This is a genomic window from Nonomuraea sp. NPDC048882, assembly GCF_040649755.1.
Classification (GTDB): Bacteria; Actinomycetota; Actinomycetes; order Streptosporangiales; family Streptosporangiaceae; genus Nonomuraea; species Nonomuraea maheshkhaliensis.
Map to the genome: position 1 here is coordinate 38,776 of NZ_JBEZGB010000025.1, position 20,601 is coordinate 59,376.

Genomic DNA, 20,601 nt, shown 5'->3' on the forward strand with positions numbered 1-20,601 from the left:
GCGCCCGTCAGCGCCGCCCGCGGAAGGCGTCGGCGGCGGACCCGTCGACGGTCGTCAACTGGGCGTGGACCTGGTCGAAGGCGGACGGATCGAGGTCGCGCAGCAGGGCACGGGCGTGCCGCCACTGCTCGCCGGCGGCCGGGCGGTCGCCCGCGAGGTGGTGGCAGGCTCCCAGGTGCGCGAGCGTGCTGGCCTCGCCGTACGAGTCGCCGAGCTCCCTGAACACGTCGAGGGCCTGACGGTAACAGGGAATGGCCCCGGCGGGGTCGCCCTGCTGGAGGCGGAGGTCGGCGAGACATGACCACGTGTGCGCCTCGTAGGGGCGGTTGCCGAGCTTCTGGTGCCGGACCAGGGCCTGCTCGCACAGGTCGAGGGCCTGACCATGGTCTCCCAGGCGCCCGTGGTACCAGCCGAGGTCGGTGAGCGCGACGGCCTGCCCGACCTCGTCGCCCAGTCGTTCGAAGAGGTCGTGGGCGCGGCGGGCGGCATCGAGCGCGTCGGCCTCCCGTCCCTGGAAGCCGTACACGAGATCACGGAAGTAGTGCGTCCACGCCTGGCCGGAGGGGACGTCCTGTTCCAGGGCGGCGTCGAGGTGGTGGTGGGCGTCGTCGAAGCGGCCCAGGTCGGCCAGCGCGGCGGCCAGGTTGCGGCACGCGCGCGCCTCCTCCACCGGGTCGCCCAGCCGCCGGGCAGCAGCGACGGCGGCCCGCTGGGTCTCGGCCCGGTCGTGCCAGCGTCCCCGCCGGTGCAGGAAGACGAACAACGCCCCCGCCAGCCGGCAGACCTGCCGGTCGAGCCCCAGGCCGGCGGCCAGGTCGAGGGCGGCGAGCAGGGCGGGGCGCTCGTTCTCGAACCAGGCCATCGCCGCGTCCGTCCCGGCGAAGCCCGTCACGCTGACGCCAGGGCGGGGCGCGGCGAGGGCGATGGTCTCGGTGCGCCCGTGCAGGTGCCCCGCGGCGGCGAACGCGGACTGGACGTAGTGGTCCACGACGCGGTGTCGTGCGGCGTCCCGGTCGTCGTCGCGGGCCGCGCAGAGTTCGGCGGCGTACGCGCGCAGCAGGTCGTGGCACGCGTACCGGCCCGGGGTGTGCTCGGTGAGCAGGTTGGCGCGGGTCAGCTCCGCCAGCGGCGCCCGTACCCGCTCGACCGGGACGCCCATCAGGCTGGCGGCGGCGTCCGGCGTGCACTCCGGACCGGGATGCAGCCCGGCGACCAGCCGGAACGTCCGGGCCGCCGCCTCGTCCGTGAGCGTCTCGTACGACCAGGAGAAGATCGCCCGTACGTCGACGGCACGGTCGAGTGCGCCGAGGGCGTCTCCGAACTCGGCGGCGAGCGCGCTCAGCGGATGCGCCGGATGGATCGCGGCGCGGGCGGCGACGACGGCCAGCGCCAGCGGCAGCCCGGCACAGCGACGGACGATCTCCTCGACGGCTTCGGGCTCGGCCGCGATCCGGTCGTGGCCGAGCCGGGCGGCCAGCAGCCGCCTCGAGTCCTCGGGAGACAGCAGGTCGACGGTGAGCGGATACGCCCCGTACGTCATCACCAGCCCGGTGAGGTGATCGCGGCTGGTCACCACGACCAGGCAGCCGGGCGCCCCGGGCAGCAGCGGGGCCACCTGGGCGGCGTCGCGGGCGTTGTCGAGCAGCACCAGCATGCGCCGCCCGGCCAGCAGGCTGCGGTAGAGCCCCGCCTGCGCGGCCGGACTGTCCGGCATCCGGTGCGGCGGCACCCGCAGCGCGTCGAGGAGCTCGCGGACGGCCGCCGCCGGGTGTACGGCCTCCTGTGATGGGTCGTATCCGCGCAGGTCGATGTAGAGCTGGCCGTCCGGGAAACGATCGGCGACCCGGTGCGTCCAGTGCACGGCGAGCGTCGTCTTCCCGACCCCGGCCGTACCGGCGATCACCACGATCGAAGGCGACCGTGTCCCGTCCGACTGGGGGAGCAGTGCGTCGAGCGCCGTCAGCTCGGCCTCGCGTGCCGCGAACCCGGCGACCGCGGCGGGAAGTTGCCGGGGAACCGCGCGGGGGACGGGCGGGGCGTCGCCGGTGAGCAGGCGGGCATGCACCTGCCGCAGCTCGGGGCTGGGATCGGCGCCGAGTTCCGCGGCCAGCCGGCGCCGGATCGTCTCGTACCGTTCCAGCGCCTCGGCGGGACGGCCGGCCGATTCCAGGGCCCGGAGCAGCCGTACCCAGAGAGATTCCCGCAGCGGATGCCGCTCGGCCAGATCGGCCAGGTCGGTCAGGACCTGACCTGATCCTGCCGCGAGGTCCAGGTCGATCCGCCGCTCCAGCGCGGTCAGGTACCGCTCCTGCAGAGCCGGGCCCACCGACCGCTCCAGCCAGTCCGAACGGATCCCGTCGAACGGAGTGCCGCGCCACAGCGCCAGCGCGGCGGCCAGCCGGGATCGCTCGGCCGCCGGATCCGCCGCCGCCTCGTCGAGCAGGCGGCCGAAGCGGAGCGCGTCCACCCGATCGGGGTCGGCCGTCAGCAGGTAGCCGCCCGGCCGGGCCTCGATCAGCCGCTCGCCGGCGGTGCCCAGGGCGCGGCGCAGCCGCTTGACGTTCGTCCGGACGTTGGCCCCCGGGCTCCCACCCGCGCCCGTGCCTGTGCCCCACACCGCGAGCGCCAGCCGGTCCGTGCCGACCGTACGGCCCGCCGACATCGCCAGCACGGCCAGCAACGCGCGCAACCGCCCGGCCGGGAGCTCGACCGGCCGCCCGTCGACCGCGACCCGCAGCGGCCCGAGCAGCTCGACGGTGACCACGCGGTGCGCCTCCTTGCCTGGCCGGCGATGAGTTTCACCAGAGTGACACAACTCTGCCACTCCCGGTCCGCCAAGCTGGTGATCATCCCGAACGGGGGAACTCCATGACACGGCAACCACTTTGAGAGGGACAGGCCATGAGCAAGGTCATCGCGGGGATCTCGATGTCATTGGACGGGTTCGTCACCGGGCCTGACGTCACCAGGGAACACCAGCTGGGCGAGGGCGGCGAGGCGCTGCACCAATGGCTGCACGACCCGCACCAGCTCGACAGCGAACTGCTGGCCGGGATGCGCGACGGCGCGGGCGCGATCCTGATGGGCCGGCGCTCCTACGACCTGGCCGGGGGCGACGGCGGATGGGGTGACGGCGGCCCCGCCGGCCAGGTGCCGTGCTTCGTGCTCACCCACAAGCCGCCGGCTCCCGAGACGGTCCGGGCGCCGTCGGTCTTCACCTTCGTCACCGGCGGCATCCACGACGCGGTGGAGCGGGCCAGGGCCGTGGCGGGGGACAAGGTGACCGCCGTCCACGGCGCCAGCGCCGCGCAGCAGTGCCTCGCCGCCGGTCTGCTGGACGAGATCCAGATCCACCTGGCGCCGGTGCTGCTCGGGAGCGGCACCCGGCTGTTCGAGCGGGCGGGAGGACCGTTCCGGCTGGAACGCGTCCAGGTGGTCGACTCCCCGAACGTCACCCACCTGCGCTTCAAGGTGATCCGCTGACGGCGTCCCCGGAGATGCGCTTCAGGGTGATCCGCTGACGGCGTCCCCGGACTCGTGGATCAGCTGCGCTTCATGGTGTTTCGCTGACGGCGTCGCCGGACTCGTGGAGCAGGTGCGCTCGGCGGAGCACGTCGATCTGCGCGGGGTTGTAGAGCGCCCTGAGGGCGTGACCGGCGGCCCGCCGCGCCGCCTCGGCCTGGCCCGGCGTACCGGCGCGCGGCTCCAGCGTCACGCCGTGCTCGGTGGCGCCCGGGACGAGGAAGGGCGCGAGCCGCTCGGCGAGGGCCTGCCGGGTGGCCTCGTCGGCGTCTTCCCGCAGGTCGCGGAACGCCTCGTCGAGCTCGTCGTTCGGGTGCGCCGCGAGCGTCCCGCGCAGGGCCTCCATCGACTCGTCCGAGAAGAGCTGGGCGTAGATCGTCAGCAGGGCGCGGTCGTTGTCGCGCAGGTCCTGGGCGAGGCCGCTGAAGCCGGTCGGCACCTCCGGTGACGCGCCCGGTTGCGCCAGGGCGGCCAGCTCCCGCCGGATGTTCTCCAGTCGCCGGACCGTCGCCTCCAGCTCGGCGTCCACGGTACGGAAGACCGCGGCCAGCCCTTCGCCGCTCGTGCCCATCTCGGCCACCTGAGCGAGCGGCACACCGAGCCCGGTCAGGCGCTTGATCTGCAGCAGGCGGGTCAGGTGGTGCACCTCGTAGCGCTTGTAGCCGTTGGACCCGCGCTCGGGCTCGTCGAGCAGCCCGATCTGGTGGTAGTAGCGCACCGTCTTCACGGTGGTGCCCGCCAGGTCGGCGATCTCGCGTGTGCTCCAGGTCATGGGGTCCTCACCTCGTCGTCCCGCGCCCCGTTCCAGGTCGTCCTTCGTGTACGTCGTTCGCGCGCCCAGACCAGGGCGACCATGGCGACGTTGACGGCGGCGAGGATCAGCAGGGCCGCGTCACCGGTGTCGGTGGACCGGTCGATGGTGTAGCCCTCGCCGTCCGCCATCAGCGTGTTGACGCTGGAGAACAGGACGTTGTTGGCGATGTGGAACGCGGCCGGCGCCTCGATGCCGCGGCTGATGATCGCCATCAGCCCCGTGGCGACGCCGATGAAAGTGTAGTAGCCGAACAGCCAGGGGTCGCTGGAGCCGTGTGCGAGCGCGAAGGCCAGGCTGGAGACCACCAGGCCGACGGCCAGGGCCGGGCGGACCGCGCGTACCCAGGAGGCGGCAGCGGGCAGCGCGGCGGCGCGGAACATCAACTCCTCGCCGACGGACTGGATCGGGGTGCTCAGCAGGGTGATCACCAGCATGAGGATCGTCGTCCCTGAGACACCGAACGCGACCCAGCCAGGGGACTCGGGGGCGACCAGCGCCACCACCCCGATGCCGGCGACCACCAGCAGGGCCGCGCCGAGCAGATACCGCACCAGGCGCCGAACGTCGAACGCCCGCGGCGAGCTGATCAGGCGGCGCCACGGCACCTTCGCCAGCCGCGCCAGCAGCAGGATCGCGACCACGCCCGAGATGCCCACGCTCAGGTTGACAGCCAGCAGCTTCAGCGGGGTGAAGGTGGCGGACATCGGATCGTCACTGCCCTCGATGACGCCCACGACCTGGTACAGCAGGATCTGCAGGAGCAGCATCACGACCGGCGGCACGAGGAGGACGACCAGCGGCCGCCACCAGCTCATGCGCACGTGGGCGCCGAACGGCCGGGAGTCGTCCAGCCCCGGCCCGCGACGTCCGGACACCGGGTCACCGAACAGCCGGGAGTCGTCGAGGCGCGGCCCGCGACGTCCGGCTGCGGGGTCGCCGGGCTGGTGCGGTGAGCTCGGGTGCGCGGGCGTGGCCGGGGTCTGGCCGGATCCTGGCACGGACATCGGGGTCCTCCTGGGTCGAGACGGTCGTTCCACGCCCCAGCGAACACCGTGCCCTGGGGGCACACTCAAGCCCGTGCCCTGCCTTCCCGCGCCGCGCCCGCCTCAGGGCAGCACGGCGATGGCGTCGACCTCGACCAGGTAGCCCGGCGCGGCCAGCGAGGTGACCCCGATCCAGGTGCTGGGTTGCTGGATCTCGACGCCCAGCGTCGCGGCCGCCCGCTCGCGCCCGGCGACGAACTGCCCGGCCTTGGCCTCGTCGAGGTCCACGATGTACACGGTGACCTTTGGCGAGCTCGGCGAGCATCGCGCCGCCGAGCGTGTACATCAATGACCGACCTTCGCCGGAAATTCCTGACATCAGGCAAAACCATGCCTTGGGGTCAGGGCCAACCCGGCCCGGCAAAGCGCCCACGACCCCGGAGAGCTCAGCGCGGCCCGGGGACGGATCGGTCCTTGCTCATGCGCAGGATCAGGTCGACGGCGTGCTCCGAGTGGGAACCCGGGGTCAGGATTTCCTGGAGGAGCAGGCCGCGGATCGCGGCGATGGTGACGGTGGCCGTGGTCAGCGCCTCCTCGGCCTCAAGCCCTTCGCGTTCCGCCAGTGAGGCCAGCATCCTGGTCAGGTCGTCGAGCGAGTCGATGAACTCGCGAAAATCCTCCGGCCGGTACGCGGCCAGCCCCACGACGTGGAAGAAGCCCCGGACCCGCGACAACTGCTCGGGCCGGGTGTACGTACGCCAGATCGCCACCACGAACTCGTCGAAGGTCCCCTGCCGGGCCGCGGCGAAAAGGGCCTCGTTGTCGCGGGAGCGCTGGGCCTTGAGCATGGCCGCCAGAACGCCAGGAAGCGACCCGAAGTGGTAGCGCAGCAGGGCGTGGCTGGTGTCGATTCGGGCGGCGATCTCGCGCAGCGACACCTCCGGTGAGGGAAGGGCCTGGTCGAAGGCGTCGAGGAGCCGGGCAAGGAGACGCTCGCGGGCGTCGCCTCTGCGTTCCGAGCTTGACAGGATCACTCCCACAGTTTATCCATTGGAAAAGATTGCCGGCGGCGGTCAGGGGTGCTTCAGTCCATGGTCGCAGCCGGTTCGCGACGGCGGAGGGAAACGGCTGGTGGGACGTTTGCAGGTGGTCGGCGCGATGGTCGCGGACGGGTCGGGGCACGATCCCGTGAAGGTCGGGGTCACCGTCGAAGACGGGCGGATCAGCCGGCTCGGCGGCTCCTCCACCGGACCAGGCGAGCGCCTTGATGCCGAGGGGCTGACGATGACGCCCGGTCTGATCGACGCGCACGTACACCTGGGTCTGTCGAGCCCGATCGAGCCGCAGTTCTCGTTCCGGATCAGTGCCGCCGAGATCGCGGCGGACATCTTCGCCACGGCCGGCGCGGCGCTCGACGGCGGCTTCACCACTGTCAGGGACACCGGCGGGATCGACGGCGGCGTCGTCACCACGATCGCGAAGGGCAAGGTCAGGGGGCCGCGCGTCCTGTCGTGCGGACCTGTGCAGTGCCAGATCGGCGGGCACGGCTACTACGGAGCCGAGTGGGAACCCACCGAGCTGTGGAGCAACCACCACATTCCGGGTCTGAGCGCCCTGTCGATGATGTCGGGCAACGCGGACGAGCTGCGCGGCAACGTACGCGAGGCATTCCGCCGCGGAGCCACGTTCCTGAAGCTCTGCGTGACCGGCGGAGTGGTGAGCGCTCACGACCACCTGACCGACACCCAGTTCACCGTGGAGGAGATCGCCGTCGCCGTCCAGGAAGCCGCGGCGCGGGGCACCTACGTGACGGTGCACGCCCACAACAACCAGGGCATCCGTAACGCGGTCGAGGCCGGGGCGCGCTGTGTCGAGCACGGCACCGACCTCGACGAGGCCACGGCCACCCTGATGGCCACGCATGGGGTCGCCCTGGTGCCCACGTTCGCCGTCGTCGAGCGGCTGCTGCACGATCCCGCGGAGGCCGGCCTCGGCGAGTCGGCCCGTGAACGGGTGCTGGGCGTCCGGGAGCGGATGGCGGGGGCCCTCGCCGTCGCCAAGGAGGCCGGCGTGCGGGTCGGGCTGGGTTCCGACCTCATCGGCCCGGCGCAGGACCGCCGGGGCGAGGAGCTCACGTTGCGCGCGGAGCTGGAGACGTCGATGGAAGCCCTTGTGGCGGCCACCAAGACCAACGCCGAGATCCTCGGCCTGGCGGACGAGGTGGGGGTCATCGCGCCCGGCATGCGCGCGGACTTCGTGCTCTGGAACGGCGACCCGCTCGAAGACCCGAAGCTCTTCGCCGACCCCGCCGCCGCCGTCCTCGTCGTCCAGGCCGGCCGCATCGTGAAGGACCTGCGATGACCGCCATGTGGCAGGGCTGCCTCGCCGACACGGACTACTTCGAGCTGCGTTCCGGCGGCGGGCACGACTACGGCGTCTGGGTCACCACGCCACCCGGCTACGACCCCGCCACGACGCCGGCGCCCGCCGTCTACGTGATGGACGGCAACTGGGCGGTGGGCATGACGGCTCCGCTCATCGTCACCCAGCTGGACCCCATGGAGCAGATCCAGCCGTACGTCCAGGTCAGCGTCGGCTACGCGGGCGAGGAAGCGCAGCACTGGGCCCGGCTGCGCAACAGAGACCTCGTGCCACCCGGCGAGCCCGTCGCCCCGGAGCTGATCGAGGCCGTGGAGAAGGGGTTCCAGGCGGGCGCGATGACCCGCGAGGCGGCCGACGCCTACCTCGCCGAATTGCGCGACACCCAGGCCGATGCGTTCCTCGGCTTCCTCACCACGGAGCTGCACCCGCGGATCGAACGCGACTACGGTACGGCCGCGACCGGCCACGGCCTCTTCGGCTACTCCTACGGCGGTCTTTTCAGCCTCTACACCTGGCTCTCCGGCTGCACGCTGTTCGAGAGCGTCGGAGCGGGCAGCCCCGGTGTGGCCGGTGCGGACAGCCAGGTCTTCGCCCAGCTCGACGAGATGGGGGAGAGCGAGCGCGCGGCCAGGCTGCACGTGACCTTCAACGCCCGCGAGCTGCTCGGCGACCTGGCCGTCTACCAGAGCATCACGAAGAACACGGCCACCCTCCTGCACCGCCTCACCTCACGCGGCGGCGCCGTCACCAGCGCGATCCTGGACGAAACGCACGTGACCGGTCTGCAGGCGTCATTCCTCAGCTACCTGCGGACCTGCCGTGCCCGGTGAACGGCTGCGCCGTGAGACCGGGCGGCTCCATCAGACCGGGCGGCCCCATCAGTGCGGCCAGGGGGCGGTGCCGCCGTCGACGCCGAGGGTCATGCCGGTGACGTAGCTCGCGCGGTCGCTGAGCAGCCAGGCGGCCGCTTCGGCGATCTCGTCAGGTTGCCCGGGGCGGCCCAGGGCGGCGAGGGCGCTCAGGCGTTCGACGATGCCCGGGTCGCGCTGCTGCCAGCCGACCATCATCTCAGTCATCGTGGCGCCGGGCGCGATGGCGTTGACGCGGATACCGTCCCGGCCGTACTCGGCGGCGGCGGCCCTGCTCATGGCGATGACGGCGGCCTTCGTCGCGCCGTACACGCTCTGCCCGGCGGCGCCGAACGTGCCGCCGATGCTGCTGACGTTGACGATCGAACCGCCGCCGGCGCCCTCTGCGGTCATCGCCCGCAATTCGGCGCGCATCGCCAGCCACACGCCCTTGAAGTTGACCTCGGCGACGGCGTCGAAGGTCTCGTCGGTGACGTCGGCCAGCCGGCCGCCGCCCTGGCTGCGGCCGGCGTTGTTGAGGGCGCCGTCGAGGCGGCCCCACCGCTCGACCGCCGCCGCGACGGCTCGGCTCAGGTCGTCGGCGTCGGTGGTGTCGGCCTGGACGGCGAGGACGTCGCCGCCGTCTCCGGCGATGCGCTCCGCGACCTGCTCGAGTTCGGCTTTGCGGCGGGCGGTGATGACGACGTGCGCGCCTTCGCGGGCGAACAGGTGCGCGGCGGACGCGCCGATGCCGGACGAGGCGCCGGTGATGAGGATGGTCTTGCCTTTGAGCAGGTCGGTCATCGGGGTCGCTCCCTGGGAAGTGGATTCCTTCTCACCGTGGGCCGGGCCGAGAAGGGGAGGGGTCGCGTACGTCGTCCGCGATGAGCGCGTGGATGAGCGCGTCGCGGACGACGGCGGACGTCCTGTCGTTGCCGGGGTCGCCGGGGTCGCCGGCGATCTTGAGTGCCACGCCCCGGAGGGCCGCGCGGAGCGCGCTCGTCGCGAGCGCCGCGGTGATCCCGGGACGGAGGGCGCCGGCTCGTTCGAGCTCGTCGAAACCGGCGCGCAGCAGGGCGCCGCTCCGTTCGAACTGGCTCGGCGGCGGGCCCGACGCCGGGTACATCGCGGGGTAGAGCCCCGGGTAGGCGCGCGCGAAGGCGATGTGCGCGTCCCATCCCGCGGCGACCCGGGCCCGCGGGTCCCCGTCATCGGGCGCGGCGGCGTCCTTGCGGTGGAAGTACTCCTCGAACGCCGCGTCGACCACCGCGCGGATCAGTCCCGCGCGGTCGCCGAAGTGGTGGTAGAGCGAGGGGGCCTGCACGCCTGCGGCGGTGCAGACCGCACGGGTCGTGACCGCGTCGGCGCCGTCGCGCCTGGCGATCTCGAACGCCGCGGCGAGCAGTCCGGCGCGGACGTCGGCGGCTGGGTTCTGTAGCATCGCTATAACTATAGCGCCGCTACATGCGGGTGTGCGCCGGGTGGGGAGGAGGTCAGGCGGTCGGGTCGGAGCCGAGTGCGAGGTCCAGCAGGTCGCCGAGCTGGTCGAGCTGCTCCTCCGTGAGGTTTCCGAACGACGCGTCCAGGACTCCGTCGGCGAGTCTCTGGCCGGCCGCGAGCAGTCGTTCTCCCTCGTCGGTGAGCCGGTGCCGCACCGCTCGGCCAGGTCCCGGTATCCGCTCGATCAGGCCTCGACTCGCCATCCGGGTCGCGAGCGACCCGAAGGACTGGTCGGTCTGGAACGTCAGCACCGCGAGGTCGTGCAGCGAGGCGTCCGGGTTGCGGGCGAGGTGCCGCAGCGTGTCCCACTGCACCAGGGAGATGCCGAGTGGCGCCAAGGCCCGGCTGAGCGCTCGATGGTGGCGGTGCTGCAAGCGCTTGACGGCGAGGCCGACGTCGCCGGGACGGTGTCGCATGCATGGCAGCCTATCCCACCGAAGTCAGTTTACTTATATAAGGAAGCTGATATAAAGTTCTTTAGGTAAGCAACCTGACTCGCTTAGGAGCGACCATGCCCTCCACCCCCGCGGCCGGCAGCCTCCGTACCGACGTCCACGCCATCGAGACCAGCGCGGGAGCGGTCGAGCTCACCGTGCGGGACCATGACCGCACCCGGCCGTTCCTGCTGCTGCACGGGGGTGGTGGCGTGGCGTCGATGGCCGGTTTCGCCGGTCTGCTCGCCGAACGCACCCGCTCGCGCGTCCTGCTGCCCACGCACCCCGGGTTCGGTGGCACGCCGAAAGCCGCCGGGCTCACCGGGGTCGGCGCGCTGGCCCAGGCGTACGTGGCGCTGCTCGACCGGCTCGACCTCGCCGACGTCACCGTGATCGGCAACTCCTTCGGTGGCTGGCTCGCGGCCGAGATCGCCCTGCTGGACAGCCCGCGCGTCAGCGGCGCGGTGCTGATTGACGCGATCGGCATCGAGGTCGAGGGGCATCCGCAGGCCGACATCAGGGGATTGTCCCTGCCCGAGATCCAGCAACTCTCGTTCCACGACCCGAGCAAGGCGCCGCGACCGCCGGCCACCGATGCCCCCGGACCGCGCGAGGCGTCGCAGCCGCCGGCCACCGGCACCACCGGTCCGAGTCCGGACGTGCAGGCTCTGGTCGGTTACGCCGGGCCCGCCATGGCCGACCCCACCCTCGCCGGGCGGCTCGGCCAGATGACGATCCCCGTGCACGTCGTGTGGGGCGAGAGCGACCGCATCGTCACCCCGGACTACGGCAAGGCGCTCGCCGCCGCGATCCCGGGGGCGACCTTCACCCTGCTTCCTCGCACCGGTCACCTTCCCCAGGTCGAGTCACCCGAGGAACTGCTCGGCACGCTGCTCGACCTCGGCGACCGCTGAACCTCCGTGAAACACCTCCGCCGTCAGCGCTGTCCGTACATCGAACGGTGGCGGAACCACAGGCGCCAGCCGGCCCCGTTCCGCGCGCCGGCCTGCTCGGCGACGATCCGGCGGGCCTGGTCGAGAGCTTCGTCGTCGAGGCCGGCGTAGAAGTCGTCCAGCGGCCCGGAGGTGGTGCAGTAGTCCCACACGGTGTCGAAGTCCGGGACGTCGATCATGTAGTCCGTCACCTGCGTGTACGCCGAGGCGAATCCGGCCCGCCGCAGCCCGGCGGACAGGACGTGGGCCGAGGCGCGTGAGCGAACCCGTTCGCGGATGTCCGGCAGCCCGGCGGCCTCCAGCGAGCCTGCGATGCCCTCGGCGACGGCGACTCCGCACCGCATGTACGGATTGTCGACGGCGTCGCTCCACATCGCGAAGGCGTAGCCGGCCCCCGGCCGCAGCACGCGTGCCAGCTCCGCCGCGCCATGGTCCATGTCGCCGAAGAGCAGGGCCCCCAGCCGCGAGATCGCGCCGTCGAAGGACGCGGTGGCGAAGGACAGATCGTGCATGTCCATCGTCTCGAACGACACGTTGTCCAGTCGCGCGACGCGGGCGCGGTCTTCGGCGAGTTCGAGTGAGGCCGGGTCGGAGTCGACCCCGACGACGGTGGCCTTGGGGTGGGTGCGGGCCACGTACAGGGCCGGTTCGCCAATTCCGCAGCACAGGTCGAGGATGCGCGCGCCGTCCGCGACCGGCCCCAGGTGATCGGCGAGGTTCATGGTCATCGGTTCGAGGTAGCGCAGGCGAGCCTCGTGCTGGGCGATGAGGCTGGTGTTCTCCGGATTGAAGGAGGTCACGGGGCGACCGCCTGCCGGAGGGAGCCGAGCCGCGGCACGGCGATCGAACAGGGGGTGGCTTGGCTCATCATCACACTCACAGGCTGCGTCGGTCGCGCTGGGAACTTTCTCGGACGCGAGCATAACCAGTCGTACGGGAGCCTTTGTTCCTCCTCCGTCGCGCCGACGGAAACCGGCGGATGGCCCGCGCAGGCGGGTCGCCCGTGGCCGCTCCAGCAGGGAACCCACGCCCGCGATCTACCTGAATCCGTACCCGCGACCACTCGTCCTTCCCCGGCCTTTGCCCGGCTTGGTACAGCATTGGCCGAATCCAAACCATCGATCTCTAGTAACCCCACGCTGCGTCGCTAGGTTGGGTTGCAGGGGATGACACATGCTGAGGCGAAGACCCGAATGGTCGGTGCGGACCAGGCTCACCTTGCTGGCGACACTGGTGATGACGCTGCTGTGCGCGGGCTTCAGCGCGCTGATCCTGACGAACGTCCACACCGAGCGGACGAACGAACGCAGCCGCCGCAGCCACGACGCGAACATGCGCGCGATCACCCTCCTCGCCCGTGGCGAGCTGTCTCCGGTGCATGCCGAGCGGGGAGTCGCCGCCCTCCAGATGATCGACCCGGCGGGCCGGATCGTGTCGGCGAGCCCGAACCTGCCGAGAGGGTCACCGATGGCCACGTTCGCCCCGATAGCCGGACGCATGGGACGGACGGAGACGCTGTGCGACATGCCCGTCTCCCCCGGCGACTGCATGCTCGTCTCCGCCACGATCGCCCCCAGGCACGACGGCAACTGGATCGGCTACGCCGCCGCCCCGGCCCACCCCTGGTACGTCAGCGGCCGGCTCCTGTCCGGGGTGCTGACCGGGTCCGTGCTGCTGATCGGGTTCACCGCGGCCGGCGCGTACCGGATCGTCGGCCGGGCGCTCAAACCGGTCGACACCATCCGCGCCCAGCTCTCCAAGATCACCTCGACCGACCTCGGGCACCGCGTACCCGTGCCCGGACCTCGCGACGAGATCCACGACCTGGTGTGCGCCGTGAACCAGACCCTGGACCTGCTGGAGGCGGCCCTGCAGCGGGAACGCCGATTCACCTCCGACGCCTCGCACGACCTGCGCAGCCCCATCACCGCCATGCGCGCGCAGATGGAGGAGGCGCTGCTGCATCCCGACGAGGCCGACTGGCCCGTCACCGTCACCAGCACGCTGGACAGTCTGCAGCGGCTGCAGGCCATCGTGGCGGATCTGCTGACCCTCTCCCGCCTGGAGGCCGGCTGCGCCGCCGCCTTCAAGCCGCTGGACCTGAGCGACCTGGTCACCTATGAACTGGACCACCGCCGCCGGCCGCTGACCATCACCCGCGACCTTGAGCCGGCCATGGTGCACGGCGCCCCCATCGAGCTCATCCGCCTGCTCACCAACCTGCTGGACAACGCCGAACGCCACGCCGCCGCCACGGTGACCGTCTCAGTGCGTGCCGAGGACGGGCAGGCCGTGCTGACGGTGACCGACGACGGCCCCGGCATCGCCGACGGCCAGCGCGAGCGGGTGTTCCAGCGCTTCGTCCGGCTCGACGACGCCCGCCTCAAGGACATCAACGGCACCGGGCTCGGGCTGCCGATCGCCCGCCAGATCGCCGAACAACACGGCGGTACCCTGACCGTCGAGGACTGCGAGCAGGGCGCACGCTTCGTCGCCCGCATCCCGCTGTGTCACGCTCAGGTGTAGCCGTGAGCCCGGTGGTCGCACTGCTGATCAGGAGCACCACCACCATGAACCACAGGCTGACGGTCAGTTGCACGCGTTCCCTGGGCGAGGTGTAGTCGGCGGCCAGGTCGTCGTAGGCGAAGATCCAGCCGAGAGCACCGAGGATCATCAGGCTTCCGACCCACGGTGCGACGGAGGGCAGCAGAGCGAGAGACATGACGGCAGCGGGCTCAGGAGTCGGGGGAAGTAGACCTGCACGACTCCGATGACGATCGTCACAACCAACTGATCGTGCTTAAGTCCACCGCGCCAGCGTGCCGCCGACCACCTCGACCGCCGCCGCCACGAGATCGTCCACGACGGTGCAGGCGGGAGTGTCGCCCCAGCTCTGCCCGGTGGCCCGGCCGTCGCCGGTGCGGACCAGGATCGGACGGACGCCGGCGGCGCGCGCGGCCGCGATGTCCGAGGACCGGTCACCGATCAGGAAACTTCCGGACAGGTCGAGGTTCAGTTCGGCGGCCGCGCGTCTGATCATGGCCGGGCTGGGCTTCGGCGGGTCACCCACGTTGTACCGGTCGGACACCGCACGTTCCCCGGCCACCGGACTGCTGTAGATCGCATCGACGGCGACGCCTTCGTCGGCCAGCAGCTCCGACAGCCGATCGTGCACCTCGTCGAGGGTGCCCGGCTCCGCGTAGCCGAGGCCGACGCAGGACTGGTTCGTCACGACGATCAGGGCGTAACCGTGGTCGCGCAGCAGCCGGAGCGCGGGCGCCGCGGCCGGCAGCAGGTGCATCGCCTCCGGGCCGTGCCTGTACGTCGGAAGCGTGTTGATGCACCCGTCCCGATCGAGGAACACCGCCTTCCTGGCGGATGCGTCACGCGCGAGATCGACCTGGGTGTGCCGGACCGCGCCGGCGCGATCGCCGTCGAGCGTGAGGTCGAAGATCCGGTACGAGTGCGGATGCTCGACGAGCGCCGGCGTGACGCTGAACGTGGTCGATCCGATCTTGGCCGGTTCGGCCCCCGGGTGGTAGTGCCCGGACAGCGACAGGACGACCCGGCCGGAGCCGCTGGTCCGCCGCTGGAGCTCTTCGCCCTCCGCGTACGTGTGCGGATAGCCGTCGTCCAGCCGCGGCGTGATGACGAAGTGCTGCAGATGGACCTGCGGACGCGGGCCCGGGTCGAGCAACGACGAGTCGAACCGCTCCCTTTCGGTCAGGCTGCGACGCGGCACGTTGCCGGAAGACTCGCGATCCCAGAAGCTGACGAAACGCAGCCCTCCGACATCACGGACGAAGGGGCCGGATCCCAGTTCCTCGGCGTGGACGCGGTAGCTGTCGTGATTGCCGGGCACGGCGATCCACGCCATGCCGCAGTCGTCCAGCATCCGCCGGACGAGGCGATAGTCCGCTCGTACGCGCTGCCAGACCTGCCGGTCCCGGGCGGTGTCGCGCTCGGGACCGAACAGGTATCCGGGAACGTCCACCACGTCACCGGTGATCGCGACCACGTCCGCGCCACGACCGCGGGCGTCGCCGAGCGCGGCGGCCAGCAGCTCGGGAGCCGTACGGCCGCGCCGAGCCGGCAGCGCGGGGTGGCCGGGGATATGGCTTCTGAGGTGAATGTTGGTGATGTGGGCGATGCGCATCGGGGGATGCTTCTCCTGTTCCTGCCGGCGCGTGACGTGAAAAGGTGACGTGAAGGGCCGGTGCATGTCGCATGACGTCGGCTGGCGTCGGTGGGATCAAGCCGCCGGGCGGGCCGTCGAGCTCCGGATTATGAGCTCGGCAGGAAGCTCCCGATGCGGTCGCTCGATCTCGTCCCCGTTCAGGGCCCCGATCAGCATCGTCGCCGCCTGCCGGCCGATCTCGAACCGATCGACCGCGATCGTCGTCAGGGCCGGCGCGAGCAGATGGGAGGTCGGCAGATCGTCATGACCGACCACGCTGAGATCGCGGGGGATCCACCCGGCCTCGGCCGCGGCGTCGTAGACGTAGTGCGCCAGCAGGTCGCTGTCGGTGATGACGGCGGTCGGACGGTCGGTCTTCGCGAGTGCGCGGACCACTCGCCCGATCGTCTCGTCGGCGGTGCTGCCGGCGATGACTTGGGGCGGCAGCCCCGCGGCCTTCATCATCCGGCGGAACAACGACACCCGCTCCGAGGCCGACGACAGCCCCGCGTTGGCGAGCAGGCCGATCCGGCGATGCCCGAGCCCGAGCAGATGGTCGACGGTCGACGGCTCGACCCGGCCCGCGATCGGCGTGAACGCCACCAACGCCCAGCTGCCGGTCAGCGATGTCGCGGTGTACGCGAACACCGTCCGAGGCGGCGGGTTCGGCTACAGCGCGAACGTCACCTTCAGACGGGAGCCCCAACGCTGACACCTCCAGGGCAGCGGATCGGCCGCGTGCGGGCAGGGTGAGCGATCGACGCGCTGTCCGCGCCGGATCGCTCTGCCAGGGACTACGGCCGGCCGCGGGCTCTACCAGCACTCGTCGGTATGCCGGAAAATGTCCGCCATGGGGTCTTCGTTGATTTTGGCCAGTCTGCCGTTCGCCATCGGCATCGTCATGCTCGGTCTGGGCCTCAGCCTCACCGTGGACGACTTCAGACGGGTGGGCCGGTATCCGAAGGCGGCCGTGGTCGCGTTGCTGTGCCAGGTCGTGCTGCTGCCGGCGATCTGCTTCGGCCTGGTGCTCGCCTTCCGGCTGCCGCCGGAGGCGGCGGTCGGGATGTTGCTGGTCGCGGCGTCGCCCGGTGGCCCCGCGGCCAATCTCTTCAGCCACCTGTTCGGCGGGAACGTCGCGCTGAACGTCACGCTCACCGCGATCAACTCGGTGCTGGCCGTGGTCGCGCTGCCGGTCGTGGTGAACCTCTCGGCCGGGTTCTTCCTGCCCGACGGGGCCGCCATCGGGCTGCAGTTCGACAAGATCCTTCAGGTCTTCTCGATGGTGGTCGTGCCGGTCGCGATCGGGATGCTCGTACGCGGGCGGGCGCCGGGGCTGGCGCGGCGGCTCAACCTGCCCGTCCGGGTGCTGTCGATCGTGGTGCTGGCCGCGGTCATCTACGCCGTGCTGTACGCGGAGCGGGACAATCTTTTCGGCTATTTCGTCGCGGTCGGGCTGGCCGCGCTGGCCTTCAACATCGTGAGCCTGCTGGTCGGCTATGGCGTGCCCCGCCTGGCCGGGGTCGATCACCGCGCGGCGACCGCGGCCGGGTTCGAGATCGGCATCCACAACACCGGTCTCGCCATCACGATCGCGCTGAGCCCGACGCTGCTGAACAGCGCCGAGATGGCCGTCCCCGGCGCGGTGTACGGCATCATCATGTTCTTCACGGCGACCGGGTTCGGCTGGTTGATCAGCCGCCGGCGCGGGGCGCAGGCCGACCGATCCGTCACGCCCGTCCGGCAGCCGACGTGACCGGGCCCGCCCACCCCGTCCGGCCCGGCGGCGAAGGCCCGGCCGGGGCCGGTTCGCTGCGGCTCCAGGTCCTCGGCCCGCTGCGGCTGTGGCGTGACGGCGCCGAGCTGGATGCCGGACCACGGCAGCAGGCGCAGGTGCTGGCCCTGCTCCTGGCCCGTGCCGGCCATCCGGTCAGCACGGGGGAGCTGATCGACCTGATCTGGGCGGACGACGCTCCAGCCAGCGCGCTCAACCTCATCCAGAAGTACGTCGGCGCCCTGCGACGCATGCTCGAACCCGGGGTCGCCGCCCGGGCGGCCGGTTCGTACCTGCACCACCGGGGCAACGCGTACGTGTTCAGCGCCGCCCCCGGCACGCTGGACCTCGCCACGTTCAGAGAACTCCGCGAAACCGCCCAGAGCGCCCTCGCCCAGCAGGCTCACACGGTGGCGCTCGACCACTACGTCGAAGCGATCGGCCTCTGGCGTGGCCCCGCCGGGGACGGACTGTCCTTCGGGCCGGCGGCGACCCCGATCCTGGCCGCCCTCGACGACGAGTTCTACGAAGCCTGTGTGGCGGCGGCCGACCTGGCCGTGGCGTCCCGCCGGCCGGAGCGGGTGATCCCGTCGTTGCAGCTCGCCGCGTCGATGGCGCCGTTCCACGAACCCGTGCACGCCGCTCTCGTCACCGCGCTCGGCGCCGCCGGACGGCAGGCGGAGGCGCTGGCGGCGTTCCACGCGGTCCGCGACCGCCTCGCCGAGGAACTCGGCATCGACCCCGGCCTCGCGCTGCGGGCCGCGCACCTCCGGGTGCTGACGCAGACCCCGGCGCCGCCGGTGGTGACGAGCACGAGCAGTCAGGACGACCGAGGATCGGCGAGGCAGACGGCCGGCCTGGTCGGCCGGAGCGAGGAGCTCGCCGTGTTGCGGCAGGCCATCGAGGCGGCGCTGACCGGCCGCACCGGGCTCGCCATCGTCGAAGGCGAGCCTGGCTCGGGCAAGACGCGCCTGCTGGAAGAGGCCACCGCCGGTCGGCATGACGCTTTCGTCGTCTGGGCTTCCTGCCTGGAAGGCGACGGAACGCCGTCGATGTGGCCATGGGAGCAGGCGCTCACCGTCGTCCTCGACAGCCTGCCCGCGTTGACGCGCGAGAAGTGGCTGGCCAGCGAGCTCGGCCGCCTGCTCGAAGCGCGCGACGACGACGCCGCGCCGCCGCTCTCCGGCGGCCGCGCCCAGTTCCGCCTGTTCGAGCAGGTGGTCACCTTCATCGGGCAGGTCTCGGCGGAACGGCCCGTGCTGCTCGTCCTGGACGATCTGCAGTGGATCGACGCCACCTCGCTCCAGCTGTTCAACCACCTGGCGAGCCGGCTGCCCGCCGGCACCGCGATCATCGGCGCCCTCCGCGACCGCGCGCCCGCACCCGGACCAGGCCTCTCGCGGGCGCTGGCCGCCGCGAGCCGGCTGCCCCATCACTACAGGATCCACCTCAGCCCGCTCGGCCTGACCGACGTGGCCGAGCTCATCCGCCGCGAGACCGGCCACGAGCCCGGCGCGGACATCGCCCGCAACATCCACGTACGCACCGCCGGCAATCCCTTCTTCGTCCGCGAACTGTCGCGACTCCTCAGCGACCGAGGCGCGCTCGGCGGCGATTACGGGGTCAGCGGCGATGACGCGCCGGCCCGGGCCACAGGGGTGCCGTCCACTGTGCGCGACGTCGTCCGCGATCGGATGTCGGGCCTCGACGACAGCGCTCGCGACCTGCTCAGGATCGCCGCTTTGATCGGCCGCGACGTCGACCTCGGCCTGCTCGCCCGGGCCGCCGGCATCGACGTCGCGGACTGCCTCGAACGCCTCGAACCGCTGCGCGCGCTCGGCCTGCTCGAAACCGGGCCGGAGGATCCGTTCTCGTGGCGCTTCGCGCACGACCTGGTGCGTGAATCGATCACCGAGACCACGGAGCAGCCGCGCGCCGTCCGGCTGCACCTGCGGGTCGCGGACGCGCTCGAAGACAGCCGGGCGGACGACGAGTCCATCACCGAACGCCTCGCCTTCCACCTGCGTGCCGCAGGTCCGCTCGCCGACCCGGCCCGTACCGTGGAGGCGCTGAAGCGGGCCGGCCGCCGCGCGACGACCAAACTCGCCTTCGCCGCCGCCGATCGGTACCTGGAGACGGCCGCCCAGATCGCGCGGAACGCCGGGCTGCCGGAGCTCGAACTGTCCGCCCTCTCCCTCCTCGCCATCGCCCCGCGCCGGCAGGCCGGATTCGGCGGCACCACGTTCGACCTGCTGGAGCGGGCGGAACTGCTGGCCCGCCGGCTCGGCAGGGAGGTCGAGGCCGCGGGCCTGCTCTTCGCCCGCCTCTTCGGCGCGTACACCTTCCTGGAGTGGGACCGCGTCCGCCTGGTCCGCCGGCTGTACGAGCAGGGGGAGGCGTCCGCCGACGCGGTCGTCCGGGTGTACGGCCGGCAGGCATGGGGCCTGCACCAATGGGACGTCGGCCAGATCGGCGCGGCGTTCCGCTGCTTCAGCGAGAACGATCCCGCCCTGCTCGACGGGGTCGTCTCCGCCCACAGCGAGTCCCCGATCCGGCGTGACGTCTCGGGGGAGTGGCCCGGCTGGCATGCCGTCGTCACGGCCCTGCACGGCGACGTCGAGGCGGCGCAGACCATCATCGACAAGTGGAACGGCCCCGACGACTCGTACGCGGTCGCGACCTGGGTCTACTACACCACGATCATCGCGTCGATGGCCGGGGACGCGGGCTGGGTGCTGCGCACGATCGATCGGTGGATGACCGCGGGCACCGGCCGCGCGGCCGTCCAGCAGGAGCACTACATCCGGCTGATCTGGAACTGGGCGTGTGCCCTCGACGGCGACGACCCGGCCGGTGTCGCCGCGGAGACCGACCGGCTCCTGGCCGCGACGCTGGTCGACCCGCCGCGCTGGGGCGTCGCCTACCACCACGCGCTGAGCGCCGAGATGTGGCTGGCGGCCGGGCGTCCGGACGCGGCGGGCGTCGCCCTCGACCGGGCGGACCAGGCCCTCGACGCCTACGGTCAGCGCTACGCCGAAGGACTGGTCCTGCTGCTGCGAGCGCGGCTGCTGCACGCCCGTGGCGAGTCCGCGGAAGCCGTGCGAACGGCCGCGGAAGAGGCCCGCGACCGGTCCCGTGAACGCGGCTCCCACCTGTTCGCCCGCCGCGCCGAGAAGTTCCTCGCCGAACTCTGACCGCCCTGTAAGCGTCTGCCCGC

At 71.8% G+C, this 20,601-nt stretch carries 18 protein-coding genes; 7 read left to right on the top strand and 11 right to left on the bottom strand.

Translation table 11 applies throughout. The features are described from left to right. Positions 1-7: 7 nt before the first annotated feature. Positions 8-2,764: a BTAD domain-containing putative transcriptional regulator gene (locus tag AB0C27_RS49965; RefSeq protein ID WP_357861239.1), complete on the bottom strand. Its 2,757-nt coding sequence runs from the start codon at positions 2,762-2,764 to the stop codon at positions 8-10. Between the two features lie 137 nt (positions 2,765-2,901). Here AB0C27_RS49965 and AB0C27_RS49970 point away from each other — a divergent pair, with 137 nt between their 5' ends. Further along, positions 2,902-3,483, top strand: a complete 582-nt coding sequence (locus AB0C27_RS49970) for a dihydrofolate reductase family protein (RefSeq protein ID WP_357861241.1) — start codon at positions 2,902-2,904, stop codon at positions 3,481-3,483. A gap of 70 nt (positions 3,484-3,553) precedes the next feature. Here AB0C27_RS49970 and AB0C27_RS49975 read toward each other — a convergent pair whose 3' ends face one another. The 4 genes from AB0C27_RS49975 to AB0C27_RS49990 form a co-directional block, all read right to left on the bottom strand. After that, positions 3,554-4,294, bottom strand: a complete 741-nt coding sequence (locus tag AB0C27_RS49975; protein WP_357861244.1) for a MerR family transcriptional regulator — start codon at positions 4,292-4,294, stop codon at positions 3,554-3,556. Further along, positions 4,291-5,340 (bottom strand): CPBP family intramembrane glutamic endopeptidase, encoded by a 1,050-nt coding sequence (locus AB0C27_RS49980; protein WP_357861247.1) that lies wholly within the window; start codon positions 5,338-5,340, stop codon positions 4,291-4,293. Before AB0C27_RS49980 ends, AB0C27_RS49975 begins: the two co-directional genes overlap by 4 nt. Before the next feature lie 102 nt (positions 5,341-5,442). Further along, the gene (locus AB0C27_RS49985) at positions 5,443-5,616 is read right to left on the bottom strand and encodes a hypothetical protein (RefSeq protein ID WP_357861250.1); all 174 of its coding nucleotides are present in this window, start codon (positions 5,614-5,616) and stop codon (positions 5,443-5,445) included. Positions 5,617-5,765: 149 nt separating this feature from the next. Then, the gene (locus tag AB0C27_RS49990; protein ID WP_357861252.1) at positions 5,766-6,353 is read right to left on the bottom strand and encodes a TetR/AcrR family transcriptional regulator; all 588 of its coding nucleotides are present in this window, start codon (positions 6,351-6,353) and stop codon (positions 5,766-5,768) included. 97 nt (positions 6,354-6,450) lie between these two features. On the opposite strand from AB0C27_RS49990, the gene AB0C27_RS49995 reads away from it, so the two are divergent. Continuing rightward, entirely contained in the window at positions 6,451-7,680 is a 1,230-nt protein-coding gene (locus tag AB0C27_RS49995) for an amidohydrolase family protein (RefSeq protein ID WP_357861255.1), read from the top strand. Further along, positions 7,677-8,531 (top strand): alpha/beta hydrolase-fold protein, encoded by an 855-nt coding sequence (locus AB0C27_RS50000; protein ID WP_357861258.1) that lies wholly within the window; start codon positions 7,677-7,679, stop codon positions 8,529-8,531. Before AB0C27_RS49995 ends, AB0C27_RS50000 begins: the two co-directional genes overlap by 4 nt. Before the next feature lie 48 nt (positions 8,532-8,579). On the opposite strand, the gene AB0C27_RS50005 is transcribed toward AB0C27_RS50000, so the two are convergent. From AB0C27_RS50005 to AB0C27_RS50015, 3 genes are read right to left on the bottom strand one after another with little or no spacing between them, the layout of a single operon-like run. After that, positions 8,580-9,353 carry an SDR family NAD(P)-dependent oxidoreductase gene (locus AB0C27_RS50005; RefSeq protein WP_357861261.1) on the bottom strand — a complete coding sequence of 258 codons (774 nt, stop codon included), beginning with the start codon at positions 9,351-9,353 and terminating at the stop codon, positions 8,580-8,582. A gap of 31 nt (positions 9,354-9,384) precedes the next feature. Continuing rightward, on the bottom strand, positions 9,385-9,990 hold the full coding sequence (locus AB0C27_RS50010; RefSeq protein ID WP_357861263.1) for a TetR/AcrR family transcriptional regulator: 606 nt from the start codon (positions 9,988-9,990) through the stop codon (positions 9,385-9,387). 52 nt (positions 9,991-10,042) lie between these two features. Then, positions 10,043-10,465 carry a MarR family transcriptional regulator gene (locus AB0C27_RS50015; protein WP_357861266.1) on the bottom strand — a complete coding sequence of 141 codons (423 nt, stop codon included), beginning with the start codon at positions 10,463-10,465 and terminating at the stop codon, positions 10,043-10,045. A 95-nt stretch (positions 10,466-10,560) separates the two neighbouring features. Between AB0C27_RS50015 and AB0C27_RS50020 the strand changes: the two genes are divergently transcribed. Next, the gene (locus AB0C27_RS50020) at positions 10,561-11,397 is read left to right on the top strand and encodes an alpha/beta hydrolase (RefSeq protein ID WP_357861269.1); all 837 of its coding nucleotides are present in this window, start codon (positions 10,561-10,563) and stop codon (positions 11,395-11,397) included. A gap of 23 nt (positions 11,398-11,420) precedes the next feature. Here AB0C27_RS50020 and AB0C27_RS50025 read toward each other — a convergent pair whose 3' ends face one another. Further along, the gene (locus AB0C27_RS50025; protein ID WP_357861272.1) at positions 11,421-12,236 is read right to left on the bottom strand and encodes a methyltransferase domain-containing protein; all 816 of its coding nucleotides are present in this window, start codon (positions 12,234-12,236) and stop codon (positions 11,421-11,423) included. A 373-nt stretch (positions 12,237-12,609) separates the two neighbouring features. Between AB0C27_RS50025 and AB0C27_RS50030 the strand changes: the two genes are divergently transcribed. Continuing rightward, the gene (locus AB0C27_RS50030) at positions 12,610-13,962 is read left to right on the top strand and encodes an ATP-binding protein (protein ID WP_357861275.1); all 1,353 of its coding nucleotides are present in this window, start codon (positions 12,610-12,612) and stop codon (positions 13,960-13,962) included. A gap of 274 nt (positions 13,963-14,236) precedes the next feature. Here AB0C27_RS50030 and AB0C27_RS50035 read toward each other — a convergent pair whose 3' ends face one another. Continuing rightward, complete coding sequence (locus AB0C27_RS50035; protein ID WP_357861278.1) at positions 14,237-15,592, bottom strand: HAD-IIIA family hydrolase; 1,356 nt, start codon at positions 15,590-15,592, stop codon at positions 14,237-14,239. A gap of 96 nt (positions 15,593-15,688) precedes the next feature. Beyond that, positions 15,689-16,261: a substrate-binding domain-containing protein gene (locus tag AB0C27_RS50040; RefSeq protein ID WP_357861281.1), complete on the bottom strand. Its 573-nt coding sequence runs from the start codon at positions 16,259-16,261 to the stop codon at positions 15,689-15,691. Between the two features lie 202 nt (positions 16,262-16,463). Here AB0C27_RS50040 and AB0C27_RS50045 point away from each other — a divergent pair, with 202 nt between their 5' ends. Then, a complete protein-coding gene (locus tag AB0C27_RS50045) occupies positions 16,464-17,366 on the top strand; it encodes a bile acid:sodium symporter family protein (protein ID WP_357861284.1) in 903 nt (300 codons plus the stop codon). Then, the gene (locus AB0C27_RS50050) at positions 17,363-20,578 is read left to right on the top strand and encodes a BTAD domain-containing putative transcriptional regulator (RefSeq protein ID WP_357861287.1); all 3,216 of its coding nucleotides are present in this window, start codon (positions 17,363-17,365) and stop codon (positions 20,576-20,578) included. Before AB0C27_RS50045 ends, AB0C27_RS50050 begins: the two co-directional genes overlap by 4 nt. Positions 20,579-20,601: the final 23 nt, after the last annotated feature.

Bases quoted from the DNA above. Each gene is read 5' to 3' on its own strand.
- AB0C27_RS49970 (WP_357861241.1), top strand. From the start codon at position 2,902: ATGAGCAAGGTCATCGCGGGGATCTCGATGTCATTGGACGGGTTCGTC.
- AB0C27_RS49975 (WP_357861244.1), bottom strand. From the start codon at position 4,294: ATGACCTGGAGCACACGCGAGATCGCCGACCTGGCGGGCACCACCGTG.
- AB0C27_RS49980 (WP_357861247.1), bottom strand. From the start codon at position 5,340: ATGTCCGTGCCAGGATCCGGCCAGACCCCGGCCACGCCCGCGCACCCG.
- AB0C27_RS50000 (WP_357861258.1), top strand. From the start codon at position 7,677: ATGACCGCCATGTGGCAGGGCTGCCTCGCCGACACGGACTACTTCGAG.
- AB0C27_RS50005 (WP_357861261.1), bottom strand. From the start codon at position 9,353: ATGACCGACCTGCTCAAAGGCAAGACCATCCTCATCACCGGCGCCTCG.
- AB0C27_RS50010 (WP_357861263.1), bottom strand. From the start codon at position 9,990: ATGCTACAGAACCCAGCCGCCGACGTCCGCGCCGGACTGCTCGCCGCG.
- AB0C27_RS50015 (WP_357861266.1), bottom strand. From the start codon at position 10,465: ATGCGACACCGTCCCGGCGACGTCGGCCTCGCCGTCAAGCGCTTGCAG.
- AB0C27_RS50020 (WP_357861269.1), top strand. From the start codon at position 10,561: ATGCCCTCCACCCCCGCGGCCGGCAGCCTCCGTACCGACGTCCACGCC.
- AB0C27_RS50030 (WP_357861275.1), top strand. From the start codon at position 12,610: ATGCTGAGGCGAAGACCCGAATGGTCGGTGCGGACCAGGCTCACCTTG.
- AB0C27_RS50035 (WP_357861278.1), bottom strand. From the start codon at position 15,592: ATGCGCATCGCCCACATCACCAACATTCACCTCAGAAGCCATATCCCC.
- AB0C27_RS50045 (WP_357861284.1), top strand. From the start codon at position 16,464: ATGGGGTCTTCGTTGATTTTGGCCAGTCTGCCGTTCGCCATCGGCATC.